Origin of the sequence: Cellulomonas humilata, assembly GCF_013359775.1 — a bacterium.
Taxonomy (GTDB): Bacteria; Actinomycetota; Actinomycetes; order Actinomycetales; family Cellulomonadaceae; genus Cellulomonas; species Cellulomonas humilata.
Genome location: NZ_JABMCI010000060.1, coordinates 20,881 through 34,700 on the forward strand (window position 1 = coordinate 20,881; position 13,820 = coordinate 34,700).

The following is a 13,820-nucleotide window of genomic DNA, read 5'->3' on the forward strand; positions in this document are numbered from 1 at the left end:
GCCGTGATTCCCTCCGTGGCAAACGTCACGTCGCCGCCCACCGCCGTTCACCGGCCCGCCGCAATTCGGACATCCGTCCTGGTCACCCTCGGTGCACACCGATCGAAGGGGACCTCGATGCCGCACGCCCGCCGCACCCTTGCCGCGCTGACCTGCACCGCCGTGCTCTGCGCCGGCCTGGGAGCGACCGCCGCGACGGCGCACCCCAAGCCGTCCCCCCAGGCCGTGTTCCACCGCCTCGCCACGTACCCCGTCTACCTGAACCGCCCGGCGGGCACGCCGGCCGCGGACCCGACGGTCGCGGAGATCTCCGCGGTCAGCGAGGACGGCCGGACGTTCATCCACACCGACGCGCTCGCCGGCCGGATCGGCTTCGTCGACATCACGGACCCGGCGAAGCCCCGGGGCCTGGGCACGCTCGACCTGGCGGCGGACCTCGGGGTCGGCGACCACGCGGAGCCGACGTCGGTGGCCGTGGTCGGCGGCTACGTGCTGGTGGTCGTCGACACGTCGGAGAGCTTCACGAACCCGTCCGGACTGCTCGCGGTGGTCGACCTGGCCACGCACGCTCTGGTGCGGACGATCGACCTCGGCGGCCAGCCCGACTCGATCGCGCTCACGCCCGACAAGACGCACGCGGCGATCGCGATCGAGAACCAGCGCGACGAGGACGTCGCGCCGGCCGGTGGGAAGAAGGGCGATCTGCCCCAGCTGCCCGGCGGGTTCCTGCAGCTCGTGGACCTGCCCGGCACCGACCCGGCGACCTGGACGACCCGTGCCGTGCCGTTCACCGCGGAGGCGCTCGCCGGGCTCGACACCCCGCAGGACCCCGAGCCGGAGTACGTCGCGATCGACCCCACGGGGACCACGGTCGCGGTGACCCTGCAGGAGAACAACGGCGTCGCCCTGGTCGACATCGCGGCCGGGACCATCTCGCGGGTGTTCAGCGCGGGCAGCGTCGCGGTGACGGGCATCGACACCGCGCAGGACGGGGTCATCCACCAGACCGGGTCGATCCCGCTCACGCCGCGGGAGCCCGACGCCGTCGCCTGGCTCGACGCGACCCACCTGGCCACCGCCAACGAAGGCGACTGGAAGGGCGGCACCCGCGGGTGGACGGTCTTCGACACCTCCGGGACGGTTGTCTGGGACGCCGGAGCTGAGCTCGAACGGCTCGCCGTCCGGACCGGGCTGCACTCCGAGTCGCGCGCCGGGAAGAAGGGCGTCGAGATCGAAGGGCTGGCCGTCGCGACGCTCGGCGGGAAGCGGTACGCGTTCGTCGGCTCCGAGCGGTCGAACTTCGTCGCCGTGTACGACGTCGACGATGCCGCGCACCCGCGGTTCGTCCAGGTGCTGGCGACCACCAACGGGCCGGAGGGGATCCTGCCGGTCCCGTCGCGGGACCTGCTGCTGGTGTCGAGCGAGACCGACGACGCCTCGGTGCTGGTCCGGTCGTCGGTGAGCGTGTTCGGCCGCGGCAAGGCCTACGCCAGGACGGCGGGCACGCCGCAGTTCCCGAGCGTGGTCTCCGCCGACGACGCCGCGGGCAACCCGATCGGCTGGGGCGCGCTCGGCGCGCTGAGCGCCGACCCGACCGACAAGAAGCACCTGTGGACCGCGTCGGACGCGGCCTACTCCACGGCACACCTGCTCCGCCTCGACGTGTCGCGGACGCCGGCGGTGATCGACCGCGACGTCGTCGTGACGCAGGGGGGCACGGCGGCGTCGCTGGACATCGAGGGCGTCTCGGCGCGCCGGCGGGGCGGGTTCTGGCTGGGTTCCGAGGGGGCGACGGGCGCCGCGAACGCGCTGGTCCGCACCGACGCGAACGGCGCGATCCAGCAGACGGTGCCGCTGCCCGCGGACGTCTCGGCGGGGCTGAGCAAGTGGGGCATCGAGGGCGTCGCCGCGACGGAGGACTCCCGCGGCGAGCACGTGTGGGTCGCGCTCCAGCGCGGGCTGACCACCGATCCCGGCGGCCTCGCCGGAGCCGCGCGCATCGGCCGCTACGACGTGCGTATCGGCACCTGGGCGTGGTTCGCCTACCCGCTGGGCACGACGACGACGGCCGGCGACTGGATCGGCCTGTCGGAGATCACAGTCGTGGACCGGGACACCCTCGCGGTCGTCGAGCGCGACAAGCTCAACGGCCCGGACGCCAAGGTGAAGGCCGTCTACACGGTGCAGATCCCGGCCAGGGACCCCGCACCGGGCACGGTCGGCACGCTCACCAAGACGCTGGTCCGCGACCTGGTCCCGGACCTGCGGGCGACCAACGGCTGGACGCAGGAGAAGGTCGAGGGCCTGACCATCGGCAGCGACGGGCAGGTCTACGCGATCACCGACAACGACGGGCTCAAGGACGCGACCGGCGAGACCGTGCTCCTTCGGCTCGGCCCGGCGGCGAAGGTGTTCCGGGCGCACAGGTGACGTCGAGCAGCGATCATGACGGGATGCCCACCCCGTACTCCGTCATGGTCGTCTGCACCGGCAACATCTGCCGCTCCCCGATGGCGGAGGTGGTCCTGCGCGAACGGTTCGCCGACGCAGGCCTGGCCGACCGGGTGGTCGTCGACTCCACGGGCATCAGCGACGAGGAGCACGGCAACCCGGTCGACCGCCGCGCGCGGGCCGTCCTCCAGGCGGGCGGCTACCCGACGGGCGACGGGCACCGGGCCCGCCAGGTCAGGGCGGGCGACGAGCGCGACCTGGTGCTCGCGATGACGGACGCGCACGCCCGCGCGCTGCGACGGCTGGACGTCGAGCCGGTGCTCTTCCGCTCGTTCGACCCGGCCGCGACCGGGGACCTGGACGTCGCCGACCCCTGGTACGGCGGCGCCCAGGACTTCGAGGACTGCCTCGCCCAGATCGAGGCGGCGGCCGACGGGATCGTCGACCACGTCCGTACCGAGCTGGGGAATGCGCGACCCGCGAAGAACGGTTGACCGAGGCATGTCCCTCGACGAGATCCCCCTGACCACGCTCAAGGGTGAGCCCACGACGTTCGGCGCGTACGCGGACAAGGTCAAGCTGGTGGTCAACGTGGCCTCCCGGTGCGGTCTGGCCCCGCAGTACGAGACGCTCGAGAAGCTCCAGAAGACCTACGGCGACCGCGGGTTCACGGTGCTGGGCTTCCCCAGCAACCAGTTCCTCCAGGAGCTCGGATCCGAGAAGGCCATCGCGGAGTACTGCTCGGCCACCTGGGGCGTGACGTTCCCGATGTTCGAGAAGGTCAAGGTCAACGGCCGGCACCAGCACCCGCTGTACGCCGAGCTGACCAAGGCACCGGACGCGTCGGGCAAGGCCGGCCGGGTCACGTGGAACTTCGAGAAGTTCGTCGTCACGCCGGACGGGTCGGTGCACCGGTTCCGCCCGCAGACCGTGCCGGACGCCCCCGAGATCGTCGAGCTGATCGAGGCGTCGCTGCCCGGCTAGAGCCAGCGGTTGCGTCGGAAGGCCCGGTGCAGGCCGACGCAGACGACGCCGATGCCGGCCAGCACGATCCAGAATCCGAGCGCCCAGTCCGAGGCCGGCAGGTAGTCGAAGTTCATCCCGTACAGGCCGGCGATCGCGGTGGGCACCAGGGCGATCGCCGCCCACGCGGAGATCTTGCGCATGTCGGAGTTCTGCTGGACCGTCACGCGGTTCTGCTCGACGGTCACCTGCGCGAGGTCGGCCTGCAGGACGCCGGTGAGCAGGGCGTCGGCCGCCTCGATGAGCTCCGCGGCGCGCAGCGCGTGGTCCTGGACGTCCCGGAAGTACGGCCGCGAGTAGGCGGGGATGCACGGCACCTGCTGCTCGGCCAGCCGGGTCAGGGGCTGCACCAGGGGGACGACCGCACGGCGGAACTGCTGCACCTCGCGCTTGAGCTTGTAGATCCGCTCGGCGTGGTCGTTGCCGGGGTCGTCACCGAACACCTGGTCCTCGATCTGGTCGAGGTCCTCGTCGATCGACGCGGTGACGTCGAGGTACTGGTCGACGGCCTTGTCCAGGATCCCGTGCAGCACCGCGGGCGGTCCGTGCTGAAGCATCTCGGGGTCGGCCTCCAGTGCCGCCCGCACCTGCGCCGGGATCGTCGTGTCGCCGTGCCGGACGACGATGACGAACCGGTCGCCCAGGAAGATCGCGAGCTCACTGACCTCGACCACCTCGACGTGGTCGACGTAGTGCACGGGCTTGACCACCGCGAACGTGACCCCGCCGTACTGCTCGAGCTTGGGCCGCTGGTGGGCCCGGATGGCGTCGTCGATGGCCAGCTGCGGGAGCTCGAAGCCCTCGGCGAGCTGGTCGAACTCCTCGGCGGTGGGCTCGACCAGGCCGATCCACACGAACCCGTCCTCCGCCTCGGCCTCCTGCAGGGCCAGGCGCAGGTCGTCGATGCGGTGCCGGCGGCGTCCAGCGGAGTAGAGCGCGCAGTCCACGATCACGTCACGAAGGCTAGACCGCGCGGTGATCCGTCCTGCGCGACAGACTGGCAGGACCGTCGACGCACGCCGGCGGCACCGCGGAAGAAACCCTCGGAGGATGGCGTGAAGTTCGAGATCTACAGGGACAAGGGCGGCGAGTTCCGGTTCCGGATCGTCGCCACCAACGGCAACGTCCTCGCAGCCAGTGAGGGCTACTCGGCGAAGGCGTCGGCCCAGAACGCGATCGACCGGATCAAGTCCGACGCCGCAGGAGCGGACACCGTCGACAACAGCTGACCGTCGGGTGCACGGGTCCGGCGCCGATGCCGGGCCCGTGCGTCACGATGACCCCATGAAGGTTGCCGCCCGCGCCCACGTCCCCCCGTTCGCCGTGATGGAGATCCTGGCCGCCGCGAACGCGCGCCGGGTCGCCGGCGAGGACGTGCTGAACCTGTGCGCGGGCGAGCCGTCCACGGGGGCGTCGGACGTCGTGCGGCAGCGCGCGATCGACCTGCTGACCTCGGGCGACCTCGGGTACACCGAGTCACTGGGCGCCCCGGCCCTGCGCGCGGCGATCGCGCAGCACTACCTCGACACGTACGGCGTGGCGCTCGCCTCGCGCCAGATCGCCGTGACCACCGGCTCGTCGGGTGGCTTCGTGCTGGCGTTCCTCGCGGCGTTCGACGTCGGCGACCGGGTGGCGCTCGCGGTCCCCGGCTACCCCGCGTACGCCAACATCCTCGCGGCCCTCGGGTGCGAGGTCGTGGTGGTCCCGTGCGGGCCGGAGACCCGGTACCAGCCGACCGTCGCGCAGCTCGAGGCCCTGGACGGTCCGCTCGAGGGGCTGGTGATCGCCAGCCCGGCGAATCCCACCGGCACGATGATCGACCCCGACGAGCTCGCCGCGATCGCCGACTGGTGCGCGGGGAACGGTGTGCGGCTGATCAGCGACGAGATCTACCACGGGATCACCTACGGCTCCGAGGCGACCGCGACCGCCGCCCGGTACCTGGACCGCGGCGCCGTCGTCGTGAACTCGTTCTCCAAGTACTGGGCGATGACCGGCTGGCGGCTCGGCTGGCTGGTGCTCCCGGACGACCTGGTCACCGCCGTGGACGCGCTGGCCGGCAACGTCGCCCTCTGCCCGCCGGCCCTGGCCCAGCACGCCGGGATCGCCGCGTTCAGCCCCGCCGGGTACGCGGCCGCCCGCGAGAACGTCGAGCGCTACGCCGCAGCACGGGCACATCTGCTCGACCGGCTGCCGGAGCTGGGCTGGGCGCGGATCGCCCCGGCCGACGGCGCGTTCTACCTGTACGGCGACATCTCCGCGAGCGGCCTGGACTCGATCACGTGGTGCGCGCGGCTGCTCGACGAGGCCGGCGTCGCGCTGACGCCGGGCACCGACTTCGACCCGGTCGACGGGCACCGCTGGGTGCGGCTGTCGTTCGCGTCCTCGGTGGACGTGGTGCGCCAGGCCGTGGACCGGATCGTCGCCTGGCAGCGAACCCTGCCGTAACACGCGCCGCCTACAGTCGCGGCCATGGACGTGGCGGTGCTCGGCGCGACGGGCGATGTGGGACGGCAGATCTGCACGCAGCTGGTGGAGCGGCGGATCCTGCCGACGACGTCGCGCCTCCAGCTGGTCGGCCGGCTCGACGGCGCCTCCGGACGCGCGGTGCACGGGCTCCGCGCGGACCTGATCGACGCGTACGACGAGCACGCACCCCTGCTGGACGTGGCCCTGGACCCGGCGGACGTGGTCGCGGACGTCGTCGTGGTCGCCGCGGGCGCGACCGCACCGGCGTCGGCGGGTGCGCCGATGACCCGGGGGCAGCTCGCGGAGCAGAACCTCGCCGCGTTCACGGCCTACGCGGACGCCCTCGCCCGGTACGGCTCGGGGCAGGAGGTCGTCGTCGTGGTCTCCAACCCGGTCGAGCTCGGGGTCGCGGTGATGGCCTCCGCCCTCAAGCGGCACCGCGTGATCGGGATGGGCGCGTGGCTGGACACCCTGCGGTTCCGGCGGGAGATCGCGGTGTCGCTCGGGGTCCGACGCCACCGCGTGGCCGGGTTCGTCGCCGGGCAGCACGGGGACGACCTGGTGCCCCTGTGGTCGTCCGTGCGGATCAGCGGTCTCGACGTGGACGAGCGCCGACGGGCGGTGGACCGGCTGCGCGGCGGGCGGTCGCTGGACGGGTTCGGCGCCGAGATCGCGTCGGCCAAGGAGCAGCTCGCGGGCCTGCGGGACATGAGCGAGGCGTTCGCGCTCATCGACAGCTGGCCGCCGGACCTGCGGGTGGTCGCGCGCCCGTGGATGACCCACCAGAGCGGCGCCAAGACCGCGGCCGGCACCGCGAGCGCGACGATCGACCTGGTCGACACCATCCTGGACGGGCGCGACATCGTGGTCGCGGGGCAGGTGGCGCTCGCGGGCGAGGTGCTGGACCGCACCGGGGTGCTGGGCGTCCCGGTGGTCGTCGGGCAGGAGGGCTGGTCGAGGGTGCTCCTGGACGAGCCGGCGCCCGACGAGGTCCGCCGGCTGACCGCCGTGGCAGACCGGATCGACGCGGCGAACGCGCCGTGGCTGGGAGGCGGCGCATGATCTCCGACAACGACGACCGCTGGGTGGCGTTCGTGCGGGCGGACCACCGGACCGGCACCATCGCCGCGCTCGCCGGGGTGTTCGCCACGCGCGGCGTGAACTTCGAGTCGCTGGCCACCGGGGACGTCGCGGGGGACGACGGCCTGGTCGTGGTGACGTTCCGGACCAGCGAGCGCCGTCAGCGCGTGCTGGTGCGCAGCGTCGAGCGGCTGGACGCCGTGCGCAGCGTGCTGGTGCGCCGGGCCGAGGACCTCGGCGTCCGCGCGGCGGCGGTCGTCCACCTGCCCCGCGACGTCGACTTCCGCCCGCCCAGGCACGCGGCGGTGAGCTGGTCGGGTTCGTCGCTGCAGGGTCAGCCGGTGCTGGTCGAGGGGCCGCTGGTGGACGTCGAGGCGGTCGTGGCCGCGGCGCGCGCGGCGGGTGCCCGGTCCGAGGCGACGGTCATCCAGCCGCCCGCCGCGACGTAGGTTGGCACTTGTGCCTCTGCCTGCCCTGGTCCCGCCGGGACCGCCCCTGACCCCCGCGCAGACCGAGCGCGGTTCCCGGCACCTCCTGCTCGCCGAGATCGGGGTCGACGGTCAGCGCCGGCTGCGCAACGCGCGGGTGCTCGTCGTCGGTGCCGGTGGCCTGGGTGCCCCGGTGCTGCAGTACCTCGCGGCGGCCGGCGTCGGGACGATCGGGATCGTGGACGACGACGTGGTGGACGTCAGCAACCTCCAGCGCCAGGTCATCCACCGGTCGGTGGACGTCGGCCGGCCGAAGGTCGACAGCGCGCGCGACGCCGTGGCGGCCCTCGACCCGGACATCCGCGTGAACGTCCAGCGCGTGAGGCTGACCAGCGAGAACGTCGACGAGATCCTGCGCGACTACGACGTCGTCGTCGACGGGACCGACAACTTCCCCACCCGCTACCTGGTCAACGACGCGTGCGTGCGGCTGGGACTGCCGGAGGTGTGGGGCTCGGTGCTGCGGTTCGACGCGCAGACCACCGTGTTCTGGGGCCGCCACGGGGTGGAGCTGCGCGACCTGTTCCCCTCGCCGCCCGCGCCCGACGAGGTCCCGTCCTGCGCGGAGGCCGGCGTGCTCGGCGCGCTCTGCGGGCAGGTCGGCTCGATCATGGCGACCGAGGTGGTCAAGCTGGTCACGGGCACGGGCGAGACCCTGCTGGGTCGCGTGCTCGTCGTCGACGCCCTGCGTGGCCGGTGGACCGAGGTCCCGCTGGCCGCCCGCCCCACCGCCCGCCCGAGATCCGAGGAGCCCGCCATGTCCGACGTCCCCGTCGTCACCGCCCCCGAGCTGGTCCGGCGGCTCGCCGCCCGCGAGGCCGGCACCGACGACTTCCTGCTCATCGACGTCCGCGAGCCCGCGGAGCACGCCCAGGCGTCGATCCCCGGCGCGGTGCTGGTGCCGCTGGGCACGGTGTTCGACGGCACCGCGCTGGCCGACCTGCCGCGCGACCGGGAGATCGTCGTGCACTGCCAGGTGGGCGCCCGCTCCCTGACGGCGGCGAAGATCCTGCGCGGTGCCGGCTTCGACGCGTCCAACGTCGACGGCGGGATCCTCGCGTGGATGGACGCGCGCTGACCGTGCGCTCCCTCACCGAGCACCGCGGGGCCGCCCTCGCGCTGGCGTCGCCCCTGCCGGTCGTCGAGGTGCTCCTCGACGACGCGGACGGCCTCGTGGTCGCCGACGACCTGCGCACCGACGAGCCGCTGCCCCGGTGGGACAACTCCGCGATGGACGGTTACGCGGTCCGGCAGGCCGACGTGGTGGACCTGCCGACGACCCTGCGCGTGGTGGCGGACCTGCCGGCCGGCTCGGCGGACGAGCCCGTGGTCGGACCCGGCACCGCGGCGCGGATCATGACGGGTGCCCCGGTCCCCGCGGGTGCGGACACGATCGTGCCCGTCGAGCTGACCGATGCCGGCACCGGCACCGTCCTGGTGCGCGAAGCCCCGGCCGCAGGCGTGCACGTCCGGCGGGCCGGTGAGGACGCCGTGCCCGGTGACGTGGTGGTCGCGGCGGGCACCCTGCTTGGACCGGCCGCCATCGCCGCGGTCGCCTCGCTCGGCCGCGCGACCGTGCGGGTGCACCGGCGCCCGCGCGTCGCGGTCGTCTCCACCGGCGACGAGCTGGTCCCCCCGGGCACGCCGCTGCGCCGCGGCCAGCTCCCCGACTCGAACTCCTGGCTGCTCGCGTCCGCGGTCCGGGACGCCGGTGGCACGCCCGTGCGGATCGGCCCGGTGCCCGACGACGTCGACGCCCTGCGGTCGGTGCTCGCGGACCTCGACGGCACGGTCGACGCGATCGTCACGTCCGGTGGGGTGAGCGTCGGCGCGTACGACGTGGTCAAGGCCGCGCTGGCCGACGACCCCGGGGTCGAGTTCCTCGCGGTCGCCGTGCAGCCCGGCAAGCCGCAGGGCCTGGGACGGCTCCCCGGCGGCACCCCGATCTACACGCTGCCCGGCAACCCGGTCAGCTCGTTCGCGTCGTTCGAGATGTTCGTGCGCCCCGCGATCCTGCGCATGCGCGGGCTCGCCGACGTCGAGCGTCCGTCGATGTCCGCGGTGGCCGACGAGGGCTGGACCACGCCGCCCGGCCGCGCGCAGCTCATGCCCGTGCGCTGGGTGGGTCCCGACCGCGTGGTGCGCGCGACCGCGCGCGGCTCCGGCTCGCACCTGGTCGCCCGCCTGGCGCTGGCCGAGGGGCTCGCCGTCATCCCCGCCGAGATCGACCAGGTCGCCGCCGGCGACCGCGTCACCGTCCTGAAGGTGAGCCCATGACCGAGCAGTTCACGCACCTCGACGCGGCCGGGCACGCCCGGATGGTCGACGTCACCGCCAAGCAGCCGACCGTCCGTGCGGCCACCGCCAGCGGCCGGGTGCAGTGCGGGCCCTCCGTGGTCGCGGCGTTGCGCGACGGCGCGGTGCCGAAGGGGGACGTGCTCGCGGTCGCCCGGATCGCCGGCATCGCCGCCGCCAAGCGCACCCCCGAGCTCCTGCCGCTGGCGCACGTCATCGGCGTGCACGGCGTGGTGGTCGACCTCGAGATCACCGACGAGGGCGTCTCGATCATCGCCACCGTCCGCACGGCCGACCGCACGGGCGTCGAGATGGAGGCGCTCACCGCGGTGTCCGTGGCAGCGCTCGCGGTGGTCGACATGGTCAAGGGCCTCGACAAGTCCGTCCGCATCGCCGACGTGCAGCTGGAGGCGAAGTCGGGCGGACGCTCGGGCGACTGGCGGCGCGAGGCGTGACCTACGCCGGCCACGGGCTGACGGGCCCGCCGACGTTCGACGCGATCGTGCTGGCCGGCGGTCGGGCCCGCCGGCTCGGGGGCGCCAGCAAGCCCGAGGTCGAGGTCGGCGGGGTCGCCCTGCTCGACCACGCGCTCGCGGCCGTCACCGGCGCCGTCCATGTCGTCGTCGTCGGTCCGCCGCAGGTCACGCGGGCCGGGACCGTGACCGTGCTCGAGGATCCCCCGGACGGTGGCCCGGTCGCGGGGGTGGCTGCCGGCCTCGCGCACCTGCCCGACGACGGTCCCGAGCTGGTCGTCGTCCTCGCGTGCGACGTGCCCGGCGCAGGACGGGTGCTGCCCGCGCTCCTGGCCGCGGTGGCCGACGCCGACGGCGCCCGCATGCTCGGTGCCGAAGGCCGGCCGCAGCACCTCGTGGCCGTGTACCGGCGGGTCGCCCTGGAGTCCGCGCTCGACGCGCTCCCCAGCGCGCACGGGGCCGCGATGCACCGGCTCGTCGGAGGCCTGCGCCTCGTCGACGTCCCCGATGCGGACGGTGCGACCGCCGACGCCGACACCTGGGCAGAAGTGCAACGCCTCGACGCGTCGCTCAGTGACAGGATCGAGCCATGACCGACGACCCCCGCCGCGCGCCCGGCGCCGACCTGCCCGCCTGGATCGAGAGCCTGACCGCCGCGCTGGGCGTCGACCCCACCCTCGTGGACACCGACCGGCTGCTGGGCGTCGCCGCCGACGTGGCCCACCAGGTGGCCCGGCCGGCCGTCCCGATCACGATGTTCATCGCGGGCCTCGCGGCCGTGGGAGCCGACCCGGCGCCGATCCTCGCCCGGATCGAGGCCGAGGCAGCCGCCTGGACCGCCGAGCAGTGATCACCGTCCGCTACTTCGCCGCCGCCGCGGAGGCCGCCGGACTGGACACCGAGCAGCTGCCCGCGGGGACCGCCGCGCAGGTCAGGGCCGCGATGGTGGGCCTGCACGGGGCCGCTCTGGACCGGGTGCTGGGCCGGTGCGCGCTGCTGGCGGACGGCACGCGGGTCGAGGCCGACGACCCGGTCCCCGTCGGCGCGACGCTGGATGTGCTGCCCCCGTTCGCCGGCGGCTGACTGCGGCGACGTGCCGCCGCCGGCAGCGACCGAGCGCCGCGACGCGAAGGCGGCTAGGGGTGTTCGCGTGAGGACTTCGTTCCCCCAGGCGCAACGAAGTCTTCACGCGAACGCGTAGACGCGAGCCGCGACGGCGCTCGAGCCTGTCAGCCGCCGATCGCGCTCATCGGGCGGTCCGGCTGCAGGAAGGACGGGTCGTCGATGTCGTGACCGGCCTTCTTGCCCGCGAGGCAGCGGCGGTACGCGTCCGCCAGGGCCGTGTCGACATCGGCGGCCGCGGGAGCGGGCCGGGCAGGGGCGTCCGCACCGATCCGCACGGCCTGACCGGGTCCGATCCCGAGCGCGGCGGCGTCCGGCTCGGCCGACTCGCCGCGCAGCAGGTCCCGCACGTTCGTCTCCGTCTGCGAGAACAGGCACGCCCTCAGCTGACCGTCGGCGGTGAGCCGCAGCCGGTCGCAGGCGCCGCAGAAGGGTGCGGTGACCGACGCGATGACCCCGACGGTGCCGGGTCCGCCGTCGACGGTCCAGAGCTCCGCGGGCGCGGCGCCGCGGCCGGGGACCTCCTCGAGCGCGAACTCCGCCCGCAGCCGCGCCAGGATCTCCGCCTGCGTCACCATCTCCGCGCGGTCCCACGTGTGGCCGGCGTCGAGCGGCATCTGCTCGATGAACCGCATCTGGTAGCCGCGCTCCACGGCGAACCGCGTCAGCGCCACCACCTCGTCGTCGTTCACCCCGCGCATGGCGACCGCGTTGATCTTCACGGGGTGCAGCCCGGCGGCGTCGGCGGCGGCGATCCCGGCGAGCGTCTCCACCAGCTTGTCGCGGCGTGTCAGCTCCAGGAACTTCGCGCGGTCCAGCGTGTCCAGGCTGATGTTCACGCGGGACAGCCCGGCGTCCTTGAGGTCGGAGGCCAGACCGGGCAGGCGGAGCGCGTTGGTCGTCAGGGACACCTCGGGGCTGCCGGACGGGCCGGTCAGGGCGGTCAGCCGACGGACGACGTCGACGATGTCCACGCGCAGCAGCGGCTCCCCGCCGGTCAGCCGGATCTCCGTGATGCCCAGCGAGACCCCGACGCGTGCGACGTGCACGATCTCCTCGGTGCTCAGCATGGTGGAGCGCGCGAGCCACGGGACGCCCTCCGCCGGCATGCAGTAGGTGCAGCGCAGCGAGCAGCGGTCGGTCAGCGAGATGCGCAGGTCGCGGTGCACGCGCCCGAACCGGTCCACCAGCTGCTCGGTCATGTCATCCCCACCCACACGTGCGACCCGTCCTCGAGCACCTCACGCTTCCACACCGGCAGCTCGGCCTTGACGGTCTCGACGAGCGCGCGGCACACCTCGAACGCCTCGGCCCGGTGCGCGGTCGAGACCGCCGCCACGATCGCGGCCTCCCCGACCGCCAGGTGCCCGACCCGGTGGCTGACGGCGATGCCGAGCACGTCCGCCGTCACGGCGCGTTGCACGATCTCCTGCAGCACGGCCTCGGCGGTCGGGTGGGCGGTGTAGTCCAGACCGACCACGCGGCCCTCGACCGACGGGTCGTGATCCCGCACCAGCCCCACGAACGTCGCCACGGCCCCGGCGCGCGGATCGCTCACATGTTCCACGTGAAACTGCAGGTCGAGGGGCTGATCGAGTACCCGGGCGATCACGAGTGGTCACCCCCGGCCAGCTGGTCGAGCACGTGGTCGACGAGCGGGAGGAGCACGTCGAGACCCTCGGTGACCCCGCCGGGCGAGCCGGGCAGGTTGACCACGAGCGAACCCCCGTCGGTCACGCCCGCGACCCCGCGGGAGAGGACGGCGGTCGGCACGGTCCACGCGCCGTCGCGGCGCAGCAGCTCGGCGATGCCCGGCAGCTCACGGTCGATCACGGCGCGGGTGCCCTCGGGGGTGCGGTCCCGCGGGCCGACGCCCGTCCCGCCCGACGTGAGGACCAGCCGCGCTCCGCCGGCGAGCGCGGTGCGGAGCGCGCCCTCGACCGACGCGGCCCCGTCGGGCACCACGGTCACGTGGACCGGGCGGAAGCCGGCGCCGAGCAGCCGGGACGCGGCGGCGGGACCGGAGGTGTCGGGCCGGACGCCCGCGGCGGACCGGTCCGACACCACGATCACCGTCGCGGGGCGTGGGGGCGTCTGCACCGGGCCAATCTACGCACGCGGCCTGTCCCGTGGACGGTCGGCCTGCCCCCTGGACATCGCCCGGTACGCTGGCCACACAACTTCACACGCTGCTCGAACCGCGGCGGGAGAGCTCCCGCAGATCGAACGCGCATCGTGCGGGGCGCCGAAGGAGCAACCCTCCCCGGGAATCTCTCAGGCCCCTGTACCGCCACGGCGAGGCAACTCTGGAAAGCGGACCCACTCGGTCATCCGACGAGGTCCCACCGACGGTGCAAGCCGGCGCGCCCCGACAGGCGGACCGGCAAAACTCTCAGGTTTGCACGTGCGTACGCACGTG

General features: G+C 74.0%; 17 protein-coding genes and 1 riboswitch. Of the genes, 13 read left to right on the forward strand and 4 right to left on the reverse strand.

All coding sequences use genetic code 11. The features are described from left to right. Positions 1-117 precede the first annotated feature (117 nt). From HP550_RS07675 to HP550_RS07685, 3 genes are read left to right on the forward strand one after another with little or no spacing between them, the layout of a single operon-like run. Positions 118-2,430, forward strand: a complete 2,313-nt coding sequence (locus HP550_RS07675; protein WP_175347003.1) for an esterase-like activity of phytase family protein — start codon at positions 118-120, stop codon at positions 2,428-2,430. Positions 2,431-2,453: 23 nt separating this feature from the next. After that, complete coding sequence (locus HP550_RS07680; RefSeq protein ID WP_175347004.1) at positions 2,454-2,945, forward strand: low molecular weight protein-tyrosine-phosphatase; 492 nt, start codon at positions 2,454-2,456, stop codon at positions 2,943-2,945. A 7-nt stretch (positions 2,946-2,952) separates the two neighbouring features. Then, entirely contained in the window at positions 2,953-3,435 is a 483-nt protein-coding gene (locus HP550_RS07685) for a glutathione peroxidase (RefSeq protein ID WP_175347005.1), read from the forward strand. Here HP550_RS07685 and HP550_RS07690 read toward each other — a convergent pair. Beyond that, complete coding sequence (locus HP550_RS07690) at positions 3,432-4,427, reverse strand: CorA family divalent cation transporter (RefSeq protein WP_175347006.1); 996 nt, start codon at positions 4,425-4,427, stop codon at positions 3,432-3,434. The genes HP550_RS07685 and HP550_RS07690 overlap by 4 nt on opposite strands. A gap of 102 nt (positions 4,428-4,529) precedes the next feature. Between HP550_RS07690 and HP550_RS23005 the strand changes: the two genes are divergently transcribed. Genes HP550_RS23005 through HP550_RS07740 form a run of 10 tightly spaced genes read left to right on the forward strand, consistent with a single transcriptional unit; the run spans position 4,530 to position 11,362 of the window. Next, positions 4,530-4,703 carry a DUF1508 domain-containing protein gene (locus tag HP550_RS23005; protein WP_175347007.1) on the forward strand — a complete coding sequence of 58 codons (174 nt, stop codon included), beginning with the start codon at positions 4,530-4,532 and terminating at the stop codon, positions 4,701-4,703. A 55-nt stretch (positions 4,704-4,758) separates the two neighbouring features. Then, positions 4,759-5,922: a pyridoxal phosphate-dependent aminotransferase gene (locus HP550_RS07700; protein WP_175347008.1), complete on the forward strand. Its 1,164-nt coding sequence runs from the start codon at positions 4,759-4,761 to the stop codon at positions 5,920-5,922. 24 nt (positions 5,923-5,946) lie between these two features. Then, the gene (locus tag HP550_RS07705) at positions 5,947-7,005 is read left to right on the forward strand and encodes a lactate/malate family dehydrogenase (protein ID WP_175347009.1); all 1,059 of its coding nucleotides are present in this window, start codon (positions 5,947-5,949) and stop codon (positions 7,003-7,005) included. Beyond that, the gene (locus HP550_RS07710; RefSeq protein WP_175347010.1) at positions 7,002-7,472 is read left to right on the forward strand and encodes an ACT domain-containing protein; all 471 of its coding nucleotides are present in this window, start codon (positions 7,002-7,004) and stop codon (positions 7,470-7,472) included. The genes HP550_RS07705 and HP550_RS07710 overlap by 4 nt, the downstream gene beginning before the upstream one ends. Before the next feature lie 10 nt (positions 7,473-7,482). Then, the gene (moeB, locus tag HP550_RS07715) at positions 7,483-8,589 is read left to right on the forward strand and encodes a molybdopterin-synthase adenylyltransferase MoeB (RefSeq protein ID WP_175347011.1); all 1,107 of its coding nucleotides are present in this window, start codon (positions 7,483-7,485) and stop codon (positions 8,587-8,589) included. Then, positions 8,571-9,788, forward strand: coding sequence for a molybdopterin molybdotransferase MoeA (locus HP550_RS07720; RefSeq protein ID WP_343048042.1), 1,218 nt, complete (start codon positions 8,571-8,573; stop codon positions 9,786-9,788). Before moeB ends, HP550_RS07720 begins: the two co-directional genes overlap by 19 nt. Then, complete coding sequence (gene moaC, locus HP550_RS07725; protein WP_175347012.1) at positions 9,785-10,261, forward strand: cyclic pyranopterin monophosphate synthase MoaC; 477 nt, start codon at positions 9,785-9,787, stop codon at positions 10,259-10,261. Before HP550_RS07720 ends, moaC begins: the two co-directional genes overlap by 4 nt. Further along, the gene (gene mobA / locus HP550_RS07730; RefSeq protein ID WP_343048043.1) at positions 10,258-10,872 is read left to right on the forward strand and encodes a molybdenum cofactor guanylyltransferase; all 615 of its coding nucleotides are present in this window, start codon (positions 10,258-10,260) and stop codon (positions 10,870-10,872) included. Before moaC ends, mobA begins: the two co-directional genes overlap by 4 nt. Then, positions 10,869-11,129, forward strand: a complete 261-nt coding sequence (locus HP550_RS07735; protein ID WP_175347013.1) for a DUF6457 domain-containing protein — start codon at positions 10,869-10,871, stop codon at positions 11,127-11,129. Before mobA ends, HP550_RS07735 begins: the two co-directional genes overlap by 4 nt. Next, positions 11,126-11,362 (forward strand): MoaD/ThiS family protein, encoded by a 237-nt coding sequence (locus tag HP550_RS07740; protein WP_175347014.1) that lies wholly within the window; start codon positions 11,126-11,128, stop codon positions 11,360-11,362. Before HP550_RS07735 ends, HP550_RS07740 begins: the two co-directional genes overlap by 4 nt. 146 nt (positions 11,363-11,508) lie before the next feature. On the opposite strand, the gene moaA is transcribed toward HP550_RS07740, so the two are convergent. Genes moaA through HP550_RS07755 form a run of 3 tightly spaced genes read right to left on the reverse strand, consistent with a single transcriptional unit; the run spans position 11,509 to position 13,501 of the window. Continuing rightward, the gene (gene moaA, locus HP550_RS07745; RefSeq protein WP_175347015.1) at positions 11,509-12,603 is read right to left on the reverse strand and encodes a GTP 3',8-cyclase MoaA; all 1,095 of its coding nucleotides are present in this window, start codon (positions 12,601-12,603) and stop codon (positions 11,509-11,511) included. Continuing rightward, the gene (locus HP550_RS07750) at positions 12,600-13,013 is read right to left on the reverse strand and encodes a molybdenum cofactor biosynthesis protein MoaE (RefSeq protein ID WP_175347016.1); all 414 of its coding nucleotides are present in this window, start codon (positions 13,011-13,013) and stop codon (positions 12,600-12,602) included. The genes moaA and HP550_RS07750 overlap by 4 nt, the downstream gene beginning before the upstream one ends. Beyond that, positions 13,010-13,501, reverse strand: a complete 492-nt coding sequence (locus tag HP550_RS07755; RefSeq protein WP_343048044.1) for a MogA/MoaB family molybdenum cofactor biosynthesis protein — start codon at positions 13,499-13,501, stop codon at positions 13,010-13,012. The genes HP550_RS07750 and HP550_RS07755 overlap by 4 nt, the downstream gene beginning before the upstream one ends. Positions 13,502-13,595: 94 nt before the next feature. Beyond that, positions 13,596-13,701: riboswitch (glycine riboswitch) on the forward strand. Positions 13,702-13,820 lie beyond the last annotated feature (119 nt).

Coding starts and splice junctions, on each gene's coding strand:
- HP550_RS07675 (WP_175347003.1), top strand. CDS start 118: ATGCCGCACGCCCGCCGCACCCTTGCCGCGCTGACCTGCACCGCCGTG.
- HP550_RS07680 (WP_175347004.1), top strand. CDS start 2,454: ATGCCCACCCCGTACTCCGTCATGGTCGTCTGCACCGGCAACATCTGC.
- HP550_RS07685 (WP_175347005.1), top strand. CDS start 2,953: ATGTCCCTCGACGAGATCCCCCTGACCACGCTCAAGGGTGAGCCCACG.
- HP550_RS07700 (WP_175347008.1), top strand. CDS start 4,759: ATGAAGGTTGCCGCCCGCGCCCACGTCCCCCCGTTCGCCGTGATGGAG.
- HP550_RS07705 (WP_175347009.1), top strand. CDS start 5,947: ATGGACGTGGCGGTGCTCGGCGCGACGGGCGATGTGGGACGGCAGATC.
- HP550_RS07710 (WP_175347010.1), top strand. CDS start 7,002: ATGATCTCCGACAACGACGACCGCTGGGTGGCGTTCGTGCGGGCGGAC.
- moaC (WP_175347012.1), top strand. CDS start 9,785: ATGACCGAGCAGTTCACGCACCTCGACGCGGCCGGGCACGCCCGGATG.
- HP550_RS07735 (WP_175347013.1), top strand. CDS start 10,869: ATGACCGACGACCCCCGCCGCGCGCCCGGCGCCGACCTGCCCGCCTGG.
- moaA (WP_175347015.1), bottom strand. CDS start 12,603: ATGACCGAGCAGCTGGTGGACCGGTTCGGGCGCGTGCACCGCGACCTG.